We start from the raw sequence: 13,074 nt of genomic DNA on the forward strand, positions 1-13,074 counted from the left end.
TAAAAAAAGACACCCAAAGGTGCTTTCCTCCGACTCGAACCATCTTAATTTTAATAATATAGTTTTTACGAAATTATGATTGTTTTTTTATTGTGTATTCCAATAAGTTTATCTGAATCATTTTTAGATCATATTCTTTTTCTATTAGCTCAAATATAAATAATGCTATTTTCATGTTAGTAACAACATCTTCTTGAGTTTACTTTATTCTTTGAATGTATCCGGTTTTTCAACTCTAAATGATTTCACTTCACCACACTTTAAACAAAATGTTGTTAATAGTTTGGAACGTTTCCCTCCTGAAAAGAATCTACTAGATTCATCTTCACAAACATACGCATGATAAGCACTTCCAACTCGCCCCTTTTTAAAATTAGTAGAACCACAATTATCACATTTTTTATTTTGCATATTACTAACACCTCTTTAGGTTGATATTTATTTTTTGTATATCCTCTATTTCTTTTACGATAGAAGTAAAGCAGCAGGCGAAAAATGTGAATTAACAGTGAAAGAATTTGTTGAAATGTTACAAGCAGCAATTCATGGCATACAATCTATCGGTGAAAGGTCGTTTGACAGAGGAGCGGTAGTTGATGACAAAACGTTTGTTGAAGCACTTGCTCCATGTGTAGACGCTTAGTTAAATAACGCTTCAAACGAAAAAAAACATGAAAACTGTCTTTGGAAAAGGATCTAAGTATACGAAAGAAATCGTAGCTCGCATGGGGTGCGCTGGTACAGTTGGCGAAAGAGGTTTTGGTAGAATATCTAAATGCGGGTGCACATGCGCTTGGAGTTATCTTTGCTTTTATAAAACTATATTAAAAATGTGTTCTCAATAACTATTAAACATTAAATATTTAATGCTTAAACCTTAAACCTTAAACCTTAAACCTTAAACCTTAAACCTCTTTCACAAATGGAAAGGAGTTTAAGGTTTATTAATTTATATTAATTAATTCATCAACTTTAAATTGTATATGTGTATTAAAAATACCGAGATAATTAATCAATTTGTTTCTTGCATCGATAGAAATTACTTTTATATATTGATGGTGTAAATAACAGCTTCTATAGTAAGGAGGAATATTTCTTCATTCTATTTTAGTGATTGTTGTAAGACTCTTTCTTTTGAGTCATTGGTGAGTAAAGGTTTTTTGGCTTTATTTTATTTTTCTAGGTGTAGAATCACATAGTTATTACGAAGGGATTTTCCTGTTTAAATAGAGTCTTTTAAAGTTTGGTGTGTTTTATAAATAATAATTCATTCTGAAAAATTGATTATTAAGAAATTATTAATTGCTAAAGGAGTTGCTATTAAAGTCAATTAATATAATTATTTGGAATTATATTAATTGACTTTAAATTCTAAGTTTTCTATAATATACCATGAAGTGCCGGAAATTTTCAAGGAGGTGATACAGATGAATCAAGAAAAAACAATTGAGAAAGTAAGTTTTGAAGAACCAGAAATTTTTAAAGAAGGCAATCTAGAAGAACTTACAGGTGGTATGTCGGGTAGAATTCCTGATGGATTCCATGGAGGAAGAGGATTTTAGAAAAAATAGATAGACCTAATAGAGTTTGGGTCTATCTATTTTTTTATTTAAGAGCAATAATCCTTCAAAGAAAGGAAGTATAAACGATGAAATACTATCAATTTCTAATGACTGGTGATGATTATTTTCATAAAGTTCCACGAGTTAATTTAATCACAAAAGTTTGCTTGATATTTTTCACCTTGAAGTTTATGTCTATTTTTAAAAAGACAGGAGGAAACGAATCTTTAAAGTGTTTAGAAAAAATTAAACCGATAACAAATTATAATTTTTCAAATAAACAAGAAAAATATCTATTTGCAAGAAAAGTAAATTCATTTGTACAGCGATGTATAAACATTAATCATAAACAAGCTCTTTGCCTGGAGAGAGCAGTTGTAATTTGTGCAGCACTACGGTATGTCGGTTTACCAACTCAAGTAGTAATTGGGAGGCGGAGCACCATGATGTCTGTACTTGATTTTGAATTTCATGCTTGGGTTGAATTGGAAGGTGTACCAGTTAATGATAAATTGTCATACAAACAATTGTGTATGGAAACGCTTCGTGTTCCTAGGGAGATAGGGTGATTAGATGAGATTTGATACAAAAATGCAAGGAGAGTTTACGCCAAACTTTTCTGTCATAAGTAAAAATTTAATGCTGAATGGTTTTCTTTGGGCGAACCATTCTAGCATTAATAATGGGTGGTTTCACTCACTACTTAAACAACAAGAAAGAGAAGCAGCGTTAGAGCTTATGAATTTATTTGCTATTAAAGGGCCACATCCTTTACGTGATATTGATGGATCGTTTTTATTGGCCATTCATGATCAAAAGCGAGGGCGCAGTTATTTGTATCGCAGTTTATTATGTAAAATGTCTTTATATTATAGGATAGATAATGGGAATTTAAGATGGTCTACAAACCCTTTGGAATTATTGGATAATAAATGTTCTATATATGATCAGATTCAAAAAGATTTACTAGTAGTAGCTTGCTTTGATAATAACCCGCCAAGTAATCAGAGCTTCTTTAAGGATATATACCGACTGCCTCCAGGGTCTAGCTTGATTTACGCTCAGGGGAATATACAAGTTCAAAAAGTGGATCAGTTAGAAATCAAAAAAGGAAATAAATATCGTAATATTTGGGGCTATGTAGAGGAAGCAAATGAATTAGTAGACAAAACATTTAGAAGTCGATTTAGTTCTAATGAGACTATCGCAGTTCAATTAAGTGGGGGCATAGATTCAGCCTCTGTTATTTGTCGTTTGAAACAGATTGGAGTGCCAGTTGTTGCATTTCATTGGTCATTCCAAGGTATAGATGCAGGGGATGAAACTCATGATGCACGCTTAATTGCAGATTATCTTAAAGTTCCTTTAAAAGAAATAGAAGTCTCAACAGTATTAAAAGCAAATAATTATATTAATCCAAATTGGAAGTTCCACACTCCTTATGGACATAGTTTTTATAAATTATTTGAGTTAACTGCTCAAAAGATTAATGAATATAATATAGAAATTATTGCAAATGGTCATTTTGGGGATCATTTATTTGGGCCATTACCAGACATTTCGATGAAAAAACAATTTAATACATTATCAATTGTTGAAAGACTACGTTATTGGCGAGAAAGTATAGGGACAAATAAGGCAACCCTTGTATTGGATGAAAAATGGGAAAAAATATCACCTAAAATGTTTCTCTATAAGGATTTTTTAACAAGTGAGGCTATTGAATTAGCAAGAGAAAAATCAGAACTATTGAGTTTCCCTAAGAATATGAAAGAAGCATTTCTTGAGGTACTTAATAATGAAACTGAATCTTCTTTACAAAATAAACTATATGAACAGAATGTTCATATGATATACCCTTTAGCTAGTCGAGAATTAATAGAGCTAGCACTAAGAATTCCTTACCCATATAGGAATATTCCAACTGGCGGAATGTGGGTTGATAAACCGATACTTCGATTAATGAATATCGGAAAGCTACCACCAGAAATTATTTCTAAAAATTATAATTATCATATGGGAGCGTTGGATGAACAATACATTATACAAAATTCAAGTCAAATAAGATTATTATTGGAAAATTCCTTATTAGCACAATATGGGGTTATTCACCCAGATAAATTAAGAGAAGTGATGAGAAATAAAAAACTTTCCGCCAGGTTAGCTACAAGCTTAATAGCATGTTGCATGGTAGAAATCTGGCTTCAAAGTTTAAATAAGGTAAACCTTAAAAATTTGAAGGAGGAAAATTATGTATAATCCAAGCCCGCAAGTCAAAGTAACTACACTATATGATGATATAATATTACTAAATACAAATACAGGAGAATATTTATCATTTAATGAGACCGGTCGGTTATTTTGGCAGGTCCTAGTCAATACAAAAAATGAAGATGAAGCGTTGCAAATTTTATTGAAACAAGTTGATGCTCCATTTGATACTCTTAAAGAGTCACTTCATAGGTTCAAAGATAAATTATTACAAGCTGGTTTAATTGAGGGAAAATAGAGAGCTAATTTATTATGAATATAGAAGTAAATCGACTTGGTTATAAATTGTATTTTTGCTATACTGTAATGTATTCTTTTTAGTACTAAATTTAAACAATAAGAAACAGATTAATTAGTACCAATTAGTCTGTTTCTAACAAATTTAGATTTATATTTTCGAACGGGTTGCGCAAATGATTACCTCTATAAAACAATTTAAACTTATACTTAAAGGGATATAAGATAGATCATATGAAAAATAACAATAGCTTAATATGCCAGTTTATATTTATTTCTAAACATAACGTCACCTTTCATTAACCTGTAAGGACGTGTATGTACCATATTTCCAAATTTAGAATATACTAATTGTCAACCTGCATCTCATGGGTTTTTAAAATGTAGTTTACATATTAAAATTGTTAAAAATAGAAAAAGTGTTTAAAGTGTAAGTTGAAAATTATTATAAGTAAATTAACTAAGTATTAAAATGTTTAAAGTGGTTAACTAAAATTTTGATTGTAGAAACAGCCGGTTTAAGAATCAATCATTGAAAGGGAAGAAATACATTTAGTTTCAATAAAAGCTCCAGATGCTATGTATAAATTTAGCTATAGAGTTTTTTATTTATATACTTGCAAGTAAAACAACATAATATTAATACGGAAAAATATAATAATATGAGTTTTTGCATATTTCAAAACTTAGTGTATCCTTCAAAAAGTTTTAATTGTATAATATATTTTGTCATATTCTTTTAGATTTTTCGACAAAAAATAACATAAATAGAAACGATATTGGTAGAAGGAATTATGTACACAAAACTATTAAAATCAATTACATCATTATCACTTATTGGTGGCGCTTTACTATATACAAATGGCAGTGACGTGAGAGCTGCTGAGGCGGGTGTTTTTTCGGATGTGCCTACATCACATTGGTCGTATCCAGCGATTCAAGATTTAGCGAGTAAAAATATTATTTCTGGTTATGGAAATGGGAAGTTTGGTTTCGGTGATGTTGCGACGAGAGAGCAAGTTGCAGCTTTAATTTATCGTGTGTTAGTACCGAATAAGCAAGGTGGTACGTTCAGTAATGAAGGTGCTCGTTATGTATTAAAAGACGGATCTACTTTAAACAATCCGTATCGAGATATTCGCTCAGGATCTACATTGTTTCCAGAAGAGGTTTTAACGTTAACGAAATTAGGAATTTTTAACGGGGATGGAAACGGAGGGTTTAGACCGAAAGATTCTGTTAGCCGTGCAGAAATGGCGCAAATTATTAAAAATGCTTTTCAAGTTTCAGCTAAGCAAAAGCATACATTTAATGATGTTCCGAATGGTTTTTGGGCAGAAGGTGCGATTAGTGCGGTGCAGTCAAACGGGATTGCATCTGGTACAGGCGACGGGAAATTTGAACCTGCAAAAACGGTAACGCGTGAACAGTATGCACAGTTTTTATATAATGCTTTGCAATATAAAAAGCCTGCGGTTGCGGTGCAAGATACCGGAGATGCGGCATTATTAGTAGCATTTAAAGATGAAGTGCAAAAGCGTATTAATGCATACGAAACGAATATTACACTTCCATATAAAACGAAAAATAGTAATACAAAAGAAGTGATGAATACACTTTTTAACGCCTATAAAGAAGTGGCAAGTAAAAATGAGTATACAAATTATAATAGATCGAATGTTTCATATGGACTTTCTGGATCACCTGGAAATTATACGTTTACGTTAAAGATTACATATCGTGAAACGAAAGAACAAACAGAATATGTAATGAAGCAGGCGAAGGCAATCGTTTCTTCTATTACGCAAGTTGGAATGGATGATCATGAAAAAGTGAAAGCGATTCATGATTATGTCGTAAAACATGTTTCTTACGATACGTCTTATAAAGCTTATACAGCATATGAAGCACTCGTAAATCGTTCTGCGGTTTGCCAAGGTTACGCGCTATTAACCTATCAATTATTAAAAGAAGCTGGTATTGAAAATCATTTTGTAGTAGGAACTGGAGACGGTCAGCCTCATGCTTGGAACTTGGTGAAAATCGAAAACAAATGGTATCACCTTGATACAACATTCGATGATCCAGTGCCAGATGAACAAGGCCGCGTAACGTATTCTTATTTCAACTTATCAGATGAACAAATCGCAAGAAATCATGAGTGGAACCGCGGGGACTATCCGCAAGCTACAACAAACTATTATAGTACATTAACAAATAAAATTGCGGCAGGTGGTACGAAAAACGCTGCATATCAGCAAATATTAAAAGAGACAAAGTTAAATTATTTAGGAAATGAATACATTGCAAACAACTATAATGAATTCAAAAATAAAATGCAGCAACGTTATAATGAAAAGTCACCAAAGATTGAAATCCTTTATAAACAATCAATGGATGGCGCATTGCAAGATGTGAAAAAAGTAATTGGAGAAATCGGTTATCCGCAAGGAGCGAACCGTGTTTCTTATAGAGCCGAGCCGTATAATGCGAAAGAAGGATATTCTTTAGTGACGATTACGTTTACATATTGAGAATGAGAGAAAGCATCTGTTTCAGATGCTTTTTTAAATTGTTGAAAAAGAGATTTAACAAATTATATAATTTATTGTAAACTGCATGCAAACAATGATTGAGAAGATTTGTTATAAAACATATACTTAAATGATTATAAGGACACATAATATGGAGGACTAATATGACAAAGAATAAAAATGAGTTATCGGTAGAACATCAAGAAGAATTATTAACAGTATTAAAGGCTCGTTTTGAGAAGAATACGAACCGCCATGAAGATCTTGAATGGGCTAAAGTTGAAGCGAAGTTGGCTGCTAATCCTGAAAAATTGTGGTCACTTAATGAAATGGAAGTAACTGGTGGTGAGCCAGATGTTATTGCTTATGATAAAGAGAAGGACGAGTATACTTTCTGTGATTGTTCAAAGGAGAGTCCTAAAGGCCGCAGAAGTCTTTGTTATGATCGTGAAGCGCTAGAATCAAGAAAAAAACATCAACCAGAAAATACGGTTATTGATGTAGCAAATGCTATGGGTATTGAATTATTGACTGAAGAGCAATATCGAGAGTTACAACAACTTGGGAATTTTGATATAAAATCATCAAGTTGGGTACAAACACCTTCAGATATTAGAGAGCTCGGTGGTGCACTTTTCTGTGATTATCGCTTCGGACATGTTTTTGTGTACCACAATGGAGCAGATTCTTACTATGCTGCCAGAGGTTTTCGTGGTTCTTTAAAGGTTTAGTTTTATCCCGCTATTTGTCGGGTTGTCTGTAAAAGCCTGATTAGTGAGGGCTAATAATCAGTGGGGATAATTGACGAAGAGCAAATGAAAGCGAAGAATAAGCCACAACAAAAACGCTATCTTTTAAAAAGGTAGCGTTTTTGTTGTGGTTTATAAAGTCATTCCTGTATTTGACATATACAGTCTAACTGTATAAAATAAAACTATACAGTTTAACTATATAGTTTGACTATATATTTATCGTTACATTGGAGGTCTTTATGAATAGAGATAAAAATTTACCATTAACGGAAACAACGTACTACGTTCTTTTAGCTTTATTAGAGCCAGCACATGGATATTTAATTATGCAAAAGATAGAGGAACTGAGTAATCATCAAGTGAAAATCGCAGCGGGTACATTGTATGGGGCGGTTGAAAATTTATTAAAACAAGGGTTAATAGAATCGGTAAAAAGTGAAGATAAACGAAGAAAAGTGTATGTCATTACGGAACGTGGGAAAGAAGTATTACGTTTAGACTTTATGAGAATGCAGCACATTATTGAGGTTACAAAAAGTTTATTACACGTATAGTTAGGGGGAAACGCTGATGTGGAGATTGAAATTCTTTTTAGACTTTGAGAAAGAGGAAAAATGGTTAGAAGAGATGGCTTGGAAAGGCTATCAACTAGAAAGCACTACATTTGGTTATACATTTAGATATACAGAACCGGAAGATGCGACGATTAAAATAGACCATAGAGTATTTAGTAGAAAAAGTGATTTTATTAATTATTGCACACTATTTGAAGATAGTGGCTGGGAGCATATAGCTGGTAATCGGTGGTCAGGTACGTACTATTTTAAAAAGGTAAATGAGGAAAGTGAAGATGACATTTTTTCAGATCAAATGTCACGAGCAGGGAAGTATAAACGTCTATCTAAAACATTTTTAGAATTAGCGATCTGTTATTTGCCGATATTATTTTTATTTATGTATAGTAATACGATGAATTTAGGAGCATTTGTAAATCCGAAAGAACTATACTTGACGCCAGGACTATGGGATAAGCAAGGTGTATCATTTCTATGGTCATTCTTATTTGAAACGCCATTTGCATTAATGAGAGGACTTTTTTGGACGTTTATCCCCGTTGCGACATGTATGTTTTTCTTTTGCTCGTATAAAGCAAATCGGTTGTATGAAGAGAGAAGATGGTAGGATGGATTCCCTTAAAGTTGATGCTTTGAGGGAATTTTTTGAATTTGAAAATGCAACATCTGGGTTCGATTGTAAAATATTTACTTTATAAGCGTTTGAATGTGATATAATTTTAATAATAATATTCTTTTAGGAGGATGATCATCATTCATACACTTTTAGGTATTATCGGAGCAATTGTTTTACTTGCATTTGTTATCCACCCCGGCGTCCCAGACAAACGTGTCCCTCTAAAAAATAAACTCGCAGTAATCCTTCCATTGATTGTTATAGCCGGTTTCATTTCCTTGTATATATAATGAAAACAAGCACTTATCAAGTAACATTAAGATAGGTAGAGAAGTAGATATCTATTTTTCTATCTATGTGTAGTCCCATTAGGAGGTTGCTTATAATGAGATTTCATAAATACACAGTAAAGCTTATGTTTCTAGCCATTGGCTCAAGCAAGGACTTTTAGGTTTTATCACGGCTATTGTTCTTTTGTTAATGGCTGCAGGGACTACAAAAAGACCTCATACAGACGACCAGCATAAATAAATTATTGTATTTCTCAATAAACAAAAACAACTTAACATGGTAAAATAATAGTTGGATGGGAGTCCAATACATATTATTAAAATTAAGATGGTTCAAGTCGGAGGCAGGCACCTTAGGGTGTCTTTTCTTTATTTTGCTAATGAATAGCTTGTCCTCTTCTATATAACTCTTTAAAATATGCCATCTTTGCCCTTCCCTTATGAAGGGAGGGACAGGAATGAAAAAACGTAAAAAAAAGGCGACCAAAAAGACAGAATCCCAGTCTTTCGTAAGTAATCTAGCATCGTGGACGACAGTACTGAGAAATATTCATTACTTCTTCACGCAAAGCCAGTTTGTAAAACATATAATTCAATTCATCAAAGAACAAATTGGAATGTAAAAAAGTGCTGCTATGATTAGCAACACTCAACTCAAAAACTAAAGTAGATCGAACACTGAGCTGAAAGTACTGACCATACTTTCTTCGCACAAGACCAAAGTGATTTAGAAGCGGCAAAGATGTCAGTGTTCTATCTTCTACTAAGATTATATTTTATTTTGTCCATAATAGACCTATATACGTTAATAAAAAAGAAATACCCCGGCGACCAACCGGGGTATTTCATGACCGATAGGAATGAAAAAACTTGGCGACCAAACCTAGCTTTTGTGTTATTCCCATAAAATTTAAAAACTAAGCAACATCTTGTTGCACTTTTATTTTATCATTATCTATCTCTTATTGGAATACATTAAATACATGTATGTTCATGGATATGTACAATTACATAAAATTTCAGAGAAAAAGAGAGTATACTTTCTTATTGTGTAATAAAGATAAAGCCCGCCTACGGAAATAGGCGAGCTTTTTTAATATATAAAGAAAAGCCAACTTTTCAGGTACCTTTCTTCGAGTTGAAACATTTTACTAGGTTAAGTTTTTGTGATAATAATCTCTTTAAATTGGAATGAACCAGAGTAGTGTATCACTTTATTTTTAAGCATCCTTCTCAACAAATGTGAATATTTTCATTATCCTTTTTACTACAAAGGGTAGTAATTTAGAAGCTAAAAATGCAAGCACGAAAGCAATTCCCCATGTTTTCATCCATGATTTGAGAAATAAATCTGTATATCCAACATTCATTGAAACCATGACGAAAGAGATAATACTAGATATACCTAAAATCATAAAGAGATTAAAAATTATTGGTTCAAATTTTTTATTGATTTTCAAAATTAACACCTATTTTCTATATATACTTTGCTGTCCGATTTCACCAACATCTAATCTTACAGTTTGAAATCTAGGTTGTCCAGTTTGGTTTACTTTGCTGCAATAGCAACAATAGGTATATAACTACAGCGTAAATAAACGTTATAATTAATAGTTTTACTTTGAATGCTAAGGAGCAGAACTCGATAGGCTGTATGAAGAGAAAAAGGATCCCCTTAAAGGAGATCCTTTTTACATTTTAAAGAAATCTTTCATCATTTTAGCATCTTTAATGTTCACCGTTACACCTTCAACTTTATCTTTCTTCTCATCTTTAGCAATCGTAATTTGCTCCTTATTATCAACCCACACAAGAAAATCTTCTTTTGCGTCATCTTTATATGTAACGGTTATAGTAGAATGCACAGAATCTCTCTTTTTTTGATCTAATGTGATTGGTTTAGAGGTACCCTTTTGAACTGCTGAAACGATAGATTTTACCATTTCTTCATTACTTGTTTGAGATTTGTAAGTAGTATGATTTGTTGTTTTGAGTATTTCAATGTCTGTAATATTTGAGGAGTTTAATTGAAAGGTAGTTTGTGTATGTTCTTGCTTAGCTTGTGGAGCTTTGTCTGTAGCTGAGGTACTGGCACAGCCTATTAAAGTGAAAGATAGAGCGGTTAGAGCGCATATATAAGTGATTTTTTTCATAGTATCCCTCCTTACGTTTAATCGTAAAAATTTTCTGTTAATTTAGGTAGTTATTGTAAGTAGATTTATTCTACTAGTTTTGGGATAGAAAAAATTCACATAACTTTTTTCATATTTTATGTTTAACATTTCGAAAATGGGTGTATTACATATAATATAACAAATAATTCATTTTAAAGGAGGAAGTTAAAGATGGAAACGAAGTATAGTAAATCTTTTGTATATGAATTTATTACGGAGAAAGAGGTCATGAATGCGGCGAATGATCTAGTGAAGAAAGGGATAGACCAAAAAGATATTTACGTATTAACACATGAGAAAGAAAGGACAGATAGAATCGCAGACAATGCAGACGTGAATACGATTGGGATAAAAGAGGAAGGACTTGGGACAAGCATTATTAACGTCTTTCAAAACACGGGAGATCAGTTAAGAAATAAGATGCAAGAGTTAGGGCTTAATGAGGAAGAAGCGAACTTTTATGAAGAAAAACTGGATGAAGGGAAAATCTTGTTATTCGTTAAGGATTTAGAAAGAGTCGGTGAATGGTTACAAGAAAGAAGATGCATGTATTCTATTTAAATTTGTATTCTATCAATCTATAAATCTATTACGAAAAGGAGATGGGAAACATGAGTGAGAGCGGGCTAAAAGAACAAATTACTGGTAAGGTTGAAAAGAAAAAGGGCCAAGTAAAAGAAGGAATTGGTGAAGTTACAGAAGATAGAGAGTTGAAAAATGAAGGGAAGTGGGAGAAGACAAAAGGAACGATAAAAGAAAAAGTGGGAAAAGTGAAACAAAAGATAAGTGATGGATTGGATAATAAAGAATAATACATGTTTATCAAGCTTTGGTTACATACCAAAGCTTGATAAATCCAATATAAAACGAATATAGGAGGTTTAATTGTGGGACTTATTATTACGTGTATTGTAGGTGGACTTATTGGTGCGTTAGCTGGAATGATTACAGGAAAAGACTTTCCTTTAGGTATAGTTGGTAATATTATTGCCGGATTAATCGGATCTTGGGTAGGTAGTGCGTTATTTGGTCATTGGGGTCCTGAATGGGGAGGCATTTTTATTCTTCCAGCGTTATTAGGTGCAATCGTCTTTATTTTAATCGTTACATTCTTTTCTAGAATGCTACGGAAAGCGTAAGTATGATAATGAATAGTAATCTCAAGTTTATTATATATAGCTATAAAGTTAATAGAGTGATAAATATACATAAAAAAGCATCCAATTAAACTAATTTGGATGCTTTTTTATGTAATCTGCATAGGAATGAGCGGGGAAGTGAAGGTCCCCCGCTCATTGAAATTACACTTTCTATTATGTATTAAACCATCGTTACTTTTTTACAATTATTTATTTTTACGACCTGCCTTGGTTCTATATGGGATAAGTCCTCACTATTGCCTATATCAACTACAATTGTATTCGTCAGTATGTTAATAATGGAACCAACTAATTTTGTAGCATGATCGTGTCGATAAGAAAATTGAACGAAATCTCCCTTTTTAAAGTTGTGCTCTTCCATAGATAGATCCCCCTAAAAATAATGTTTATACATAATACATACACAAATTTATAAAGTTTAAACATTTGATAATATTTTTTAGGTGTTAAGCTGAGAAAGGTGTAGAAAATTTATTTATAATGAAAATAAAAAAATATGTTTAAAATTAATTTTTATGGGTAATTAACATAGTAGTAGTTTGAGATAAGGGGGCGGAAATGATGAATTTGGGAATAAATATTTTGCAAAATGATGTAGGTTATACGGTACAACTTAATGGTGAGATTGATGCATATACGGCATCAGATTTAAAAAATAAGATCATGCCTATTGCAAGTGAAAAAGAGGTTCATATTGTCGTAGATTTTAATAAGGTAGATTATATGGATAGTACAGGTTTAGGGGTTTTTATAGCGCTATTAAAAGCAGTTAAGAAAAATGATGGAAAACTAGAGTTTATTGGTGTATCTAAAAGGTTAAAAAGATTATTTGATATTACAGGACTAACAGAAATATTAAATTTGAATTCCGATTTTGAAAAAGTAGAAAGAAGGTGACTAGGG

The 13,074-nt window shown here is 32.2% G+C and carries 17 protein-coding genes and 1 pseudogene; 14 read left to right on the forward strand and 4 right to left on the reverse strand.

What is annotated here, in order from left to right:
• Positions 1 to 204 precede the first annotated feature (204 nt).
• Complete coding sequence (locus tag DN394_RS16770; RefSeq protein ID WP_149293995.1) at positions 205 to 411, reverse strand: hypothetical protein; 207 nt, start codon at positions 409 to 411, stop codon at positions 205 to 207.
• A gap of 52 nt (positions 412 to 463) precedes the next feature.
• Between DN394_RS16770 and DN394_RS28995 the strand changes: the two are divergent.
• From DN394_RS28995 to DN394_RS29000, 10 genes and pseudogenes are all read left to right on the forward strand, one after another.
• A pseudogene (locus DN394_RS28995) lies at positions 464 to 828 on the forward strand (DAK2 domain-containing protein); the annotation flags it as partial.
• Between the two features lie 599 nt (positions 829 to 1,427).
• Positions 1,428 to 1,562, forward strand: a complete 135-nt coding sequence (locus DN394_RS29480) for a hypothetical protein (protein WP_255451632.1) — start codon at positions 1,428 to 1,430, stop codon at positions 1,560 to 1,562.
• Positions 1,563 to 1,648: 86 nt separating this feature from the next.
• Positions 1,649 to 2,131 carry a lasso peptide biosynthesis B2 protein gene (locus DN394_RS16790; protein ID WP_149293997.1) on the forward strand — a complete coding sequence of 161 codons (483 nt, stop codon included), beginning with the start codon at positions 1,649 to 1,651 and terminating at the stop codon, positions 2,129 to 2,131.
• 4 nt (positions 2,132 to 2,135) lie between these two features.
• Positions 2,136 to 3,821 (forward strand): asparagine synthase-related protein, encoded by a 1,686-nt coding sequence (locus DN394_RS16795; protein WP_149293998.1) that lies wholly within the window; start codon positions 2,136 to 2,138, stop codon positions 3,819 to 3,821.
• On the forward strand, positions 3,814 to 4,071 hold the full coding sequence (locus DN394_RS16800) for a PqqD family protein (RefSeq protein WP_074615750.1): 258 nt from the start codon (positions 3,814 to 3,816) through the stop codon (positions 4,069 to 4,071). The genes DN394_RS16795 and DN394_RS16800 overlap by 8 nt, the downstream gene beginning before the upstream one ends.
• Before the next feature lie 793 nt (positions 4,072 to 4,864).
• Complete coding sequence (locus DN394_RS16805) at positions 4,865 to 6,604, forward strand: S-layer homology domain-containing protein (protein ID WP_149293999.1); 1,740 nt, start codon at positions 4,865 to 4,867, stop codon at positions 6,602 to 6,604.
• Positions 6,605 to 6,768: 164 nt separating this feature from the next.
• Positions 6,769 to 7,335, forward strand: a complete 567-nt coding sequence (locus tag DN394_RS16810) for a DUF4256 domain-containing protein (RefSeq protein WP_149294000.1) — start codon at positions 6,769 to 6,771, stop codon at positions 7,333 to 7,335.
• A gap of 260 nt (positions 7,336 to 7,595) precedes the next feature.
• Positions 7,596 to 7,910: a PadR family transcriptional regulator gene (locus tag DN394_RS16815; RefSeq protein WP_149294001.1), complete on the forward strand. Its 315-nt coding sequence runs from the start codon at positions 7,596 to 7,598 to the stop codon at positions 7,908 to 7,910.
• Between the two features lie 13 nt (positions 7,911 to 7,923).
• Positions 7,924 to 8,538 carry a DUF2812 domain-containing protein gene (locus tag DN394_RS16820; RefSeq protein WP_149294002.1) on the forward strand — a complete coding sequence of 205 codons (615 nt, stop codon included), beginning with the start codon at positions 7,924 to 7,926 and terminating at the stop codon, positions 8,536 to 8,538.
• A gap of 757 nt (positions 8,539 to 9,295) precedes the next feature.
• Positions 9,296 to 9,460 (forward strand): hypothetical protein, encoded by a 165-nt coding sequence (locus DN394_RS29000; protein WP_000746319.1) that lies wholly within the window; start codon positions 9,296 to 9,298, stop codon positions 9,458 to 9,460.
• A 597-nt stretch (positions 9,461 to 10,057) separates the two neighbouring features.
• On the opposite strand, the gene DN394_RS16825 is transcribed toward DN394_RS29000, so the two are convergent.
• Both DN394_RS16825 and DN394_RS16830 read right to left on the reverse strand, forming a co-directional pair.
• On the reverse strand, positions 10,058 to 10,297 hold the full coding sequence (locus DN394_RS16825) for a DUF2798 domain-containing protein (RefSeq protein ID WP_060489138.1): 240 nt from the start codon (positions 10,295 to 10,297) through the stop codon (positions 10,058 to 10,060).
• Between the two features lie 231 nt (positions 10,298 to 10,528).
• Positions 10,529 to 10,990, reverse strand: coding sequence for a hypothetical protein (locus DN394_RS16830; RefSeq protein ID WP_149294003.1), 462 nt, complete (start codon positions 10,988 to 10,990; stop codon positions 10,529 to 10,531).
• A 192-nt stretch (positions 10,991 to 11,182) separates the two neighbouring features.
• On the opposite strand from DN394_RS16830, the gene DN394_RS16835 reads away from it, so the two are divergent.
• The 3 genes from DN394_RS16835 to DN394_RS16845 all read left to right on the forward strand — a co-directional run bounded on the left by DN394_RS16835 (position 11,183) and on the right by DN394_RS16845 (position 12,150).
• Positions 11,183 to 11,572: a YflT domain-containing protein gene (locus DN394_RS16835; protein ID WP_149294004.1), complete on the forward strand. Its 390-nt coding sequence runs from the start codon at positions 11,183 to 11,185 to the stop codon at positions 11,570 to 11,572.
• A gap of 50 nt (positions 11,573 to 11,622) precedes the next feature.
• A complete protein-coding gene (locus tag DN394_RS16840) occupies positions 11,623 to 11,823 on the forward strand; it encodes a CsbD family protein (protein WP_000004263.1) in 201 nt (66 codons plus the stop codon).
• A 75-nt stretch (positions 11,824 to 11,898) separates the two neighbouring features.
• A complete protein-coding gene (locus tag DN394_RS16845; protein ID WP_000522901.1) occupies positions 11,899 to 12,150 on the forward strand; it encodes a GlsB/YeaQ/YmgE family stress response membrane protein in 252 nt (83 codons plus the stop codon).
• A gap of 181 nt (positions 12,151 to 12,331) precedes the next feature.
• On the opposite strand, the gene DN394_RS16850 is transcribed toward DN394_RS16845, so the two are convergent.
• Positions 12,332 to 12,532 carry a hypothetical protein gene (locus tag DN394_RS16850; RefSeq protein WP_000391007.1) on the reverse strand — a complete coding sequence of 67 codons (201 nt, stop codon included), beginning with the start codon at positions 12,530 to 12,532 and terminating at the stop codon, positions 12,332 to 12,334.
• Between the two features lie 197 nt (positions 12,533 to 12,729).
• Between DN394_RS16850 and rsbV the strand changes: the two genes are divergently transcribed.
• A complete protein-coding gene (gene rsbV / locus DN394_RS16855; RefSeq protein ID WP_001984225.1) occupies positions 12,730 to 13,068 on the forward strand; it encodes an anti sigma b factor antagonist RsbV in 339 nt (112 codons plus the stop codon).
• Positions 13,069 to 13,074: the final 6 nt, after the last annotated feature.

It is taken from the genome of Bacillus sp. BB081 (assembly GCF_008368895.1).
Classification (GTDB): domain Bacteria; phylum Bacillota; class Bacilli; order Bacillales; family Bacillaceae_G; genus Bacillus_A; species Bacillus_A wiedmannii.

What these genes read in the sequence shown, in the direction of transcription:
- DN394_RS16830 (WP_149294003.1), bottom strand. Translation starts at nt 10,990, where the DNA reads ATGAAAAAAATCACTTATATATGCGCTCTAACCGCTCTATCTTTCACT.
- DN394_RS16770 (WP_149293995.1), bottom strand. Translation starts at nt 411, where the DNA reads ATGCAAAATAAAAAATGTGATAATTGTGGTTCTACTAATTTTAAAAAG.
- DN394_RS29480 (WP_255451632.1), top strand. Translation starts at nt 1,428, where the DNA reads ATGAATCAAGAAAAAACAATTGAGAAAGTAAGTTTTGAAGAACCAGAA.
- DN394_RS16850 (WP_000391007.1), bottom strand. Translation starts at nt 12,532, where the DNA reads ATGGAAGAGCACAACTTTAAAAAGGGAGATTTCGTTCAATTTTCTTAT.
- DN394_RS16835 (WP_149294004.1), top strand. Translation starts at nt 11,183, where the DNA reads ATGGAAACGAAGTATAGTAAATCTTTTGTATATGAATTTATTACGGAG.
- rsbV (WP_001984225.1), top strand. Translation starts at nt 12,730, where the DNA reads ATGATGAATTTGGGAATAAATATTTTGCAAAATGATGTAGGTTATACG.
- DN394_RS16840 (WP_000004263.1), top strand. Translation starts at nt 11,623, where the DNA reads ATGAGTGAGAGCGGGCTAAAAGAACAAATTACTGGTAAGGTTGAAAAG.
- DN394_RS29000 (WP_000746319.1), top strand. Translation starts at nt 9,296, where the DNA reads ATGAAAAAACGTAAAAAAAAGGCGACCAAAAAGACAGAATCCCAGTCT.
- DN394_RS16800 (WP_074615750.1), top strand. Translation starts at nt 3,814, where the DNA reads ATGTATAATCCAAGCCCGCAAGTCAAAGTAACTACACTATATGATGAT.
- DN394_RS16805 (WP_149293999.1), top strand. Translation starts at nt 4,865, where the DNA reads ATGTACACAAAACTATTAAAATCAATTACATCATTATCACTTATTGGT.
- DN394_RS16810 (WP_149294000.1), top strand. Translation starts at nt 6,769, where the DNA reads ATGACAAAGAATAAAAATGAGTTATCGGTAGAACATCAAGAAGAATTA.
- DN394_RS16790 (WP_149293997.1), top strand. Translation starts at nt 1,649, where the DNA reads ATGAAATACTATCAATTTCTAATGACTGGTGATGATTATTTTCATAAA.
- DN394_RS16815 (WP_149294001.1), top strand. Translation starts at nt 7,596, where the DNA reads ATGAATAGAGATAAAAATTTACCATTAACGGAAACAACGTACTACGTT.
- DN394_RS16795 (WP_149293998.1), top strand. Translation starts at nt 2,136, where the DNA reads ATGAGATTTGATACAAAAATGCAAGGAGAGTTTACGCCAAACTTTTCT.